The sequence below is a fragment of the Syntrophomonas wolfei subsp. methylbutyratica genome, from assembly GCF_001570625.1.
GTDB lineage: Bacteria > Bacillota > Syntrophomonadia > Syntrophomonadales > Syntrophomonadaceae > Syntrophomonas > Syntrophomonas methylbutyratica.
The window spans coordinates 1-1,470 of sequence record NZ_BBQT01000047.1; the positions used below are offsets into that span (position 1 = coordinate 1).

2 protein-coding genes are annotated in these 1,470 nt (G+C 35.8%); both read right to left on the reverse strand.

All coding sequences use genetic code 11. From position 1 onward, the window contains the following. Positions 1 to 876, reverse strand: an 876-nt coding sequence (locus AWB54_RS14910) for a hypothetical protein (RefSeq protein ID WP_153014766.1), incomplete at its 3' end; no start/stop codon positions are given. 64 nt (positions 877 to 940) lie between these two features. Further along, a partial coding sequence (locus AWB54_RS16020; RefSeq protein ID WP_160328969.1) for a hypothetical protein occupies positions 941 to 1,470 on the reverse strand: 530 nt, incomplete at its 5' end.

The following is a 1,470-nucleotide window of genomic DNA, read 5'->3' on the forward strand; positions in this document are numbered from 1 at the left end:
CATTTGAAAACTGAAATTATAATTATTACCATCTATAGGTATATCAACAAGTGGTCCATGTACTGTGGGGGGATTCCAACCTGAGCCATATTCTGCTACTCCTATGTCGGTTTTTTCTAGTGTTCCACTGAGGTTCTTTACAGAACAATCTATTGTTATCGTTTCACCCGGCAACTTATTGCCAATATCTTTACTTCCTATCCAGACTTTGAAGTCTGGTCCTGAATAAGGTCTTAATGGTATATCATTCCATCTAGATTTCATGTCAGCTATATCATTTGGTCCAAATCCTAAAGGAGGTTTCGCCGCATCATCACAAGTATTATGATTGCCACTATAACTACTATCTTTTCTGTCAATTGTCATTAATACTTGTCCTGTAGATGCATTATAAATTTCTATAACTGCACCAACTTTCATAACTGTTTCAGTATCTAAAGCCTGGTCTACTAAAGCTGGTCCACCAGGTCCTGACGCACTTCCCAATATAGCTTGAAAAAATCCTCTATCTAATATTACCTTATCATGTACTGTTTGACCGGGAGCTGGTGGTTTTGACCTTAAACCTTCTGCTGAAAATGTTGTAGGTCCAAATTGTCCTACTGAAAAAGTAATTTGTTTTGTCCTATACCGTATACCACCTGTTGCACCTGTTGATTTTACATAATATTCTATTTTTTCAAATGGTCCTGTTACCTGTCCTTGTAAATTAGGTCTTGGAAATGCTTGCATAGTGTTCCATTTATCTTTTTGAGTTAGAGTTGTCATTTCATCAGAAGTATATGTTTCAAATATAGGTTGTGAAGCCCAACTGGGCTGTGCCAATGATATAATAAAACCTAACATCAAAAATATAATAGAACCTTTTCTCTTCATTTTATTAATCCTCCTTAAAATTATTAATAAGCAGTAGAATTCCCCTACTGCTTATCTCTTAAATCTAATTAAATCTTTTCTCATGATCTATGCTTAAAATAATTGCTGGATGCCAGCCATATTCAGCTTGCTCAGAACTGCCTCCATTAAAAGCAGAAGCTTCTACATTTTCTGTAGTAATAGTGCCATCAGAATTAGTAATAGTAAGTACTCCCCGAACTACCCAATAACTTAGACTATCCTCATAAACTAATTCACTACTCGATGCAAAACTTTGGCCAGGCTTAAGTGTCAAATGTTCAAGAATTTTTTCTCTAGCCAACTTTTCATCTTCTTTACTTAAATCTCCCATTTTAATATTTGGATTAGTCCCATAAGGAATTTCTTTAAGCTCTGCAATCTTTTCTGTACTCAAAGTACCATATTTATCACCAGGTTTTGTAGGAGTAACAATAGGCTGGGGCTTAGGCTGGGGTTTTTGTTTTTTGAGTTCTTGGGCTATTTGTTCTTCTATTTTAGCTATTTCTTCTTTTGTTTGACCCTTTGTGAATACATGGGCTGCTCTACTAGCATCATGCCATGTTACTGCTGCAC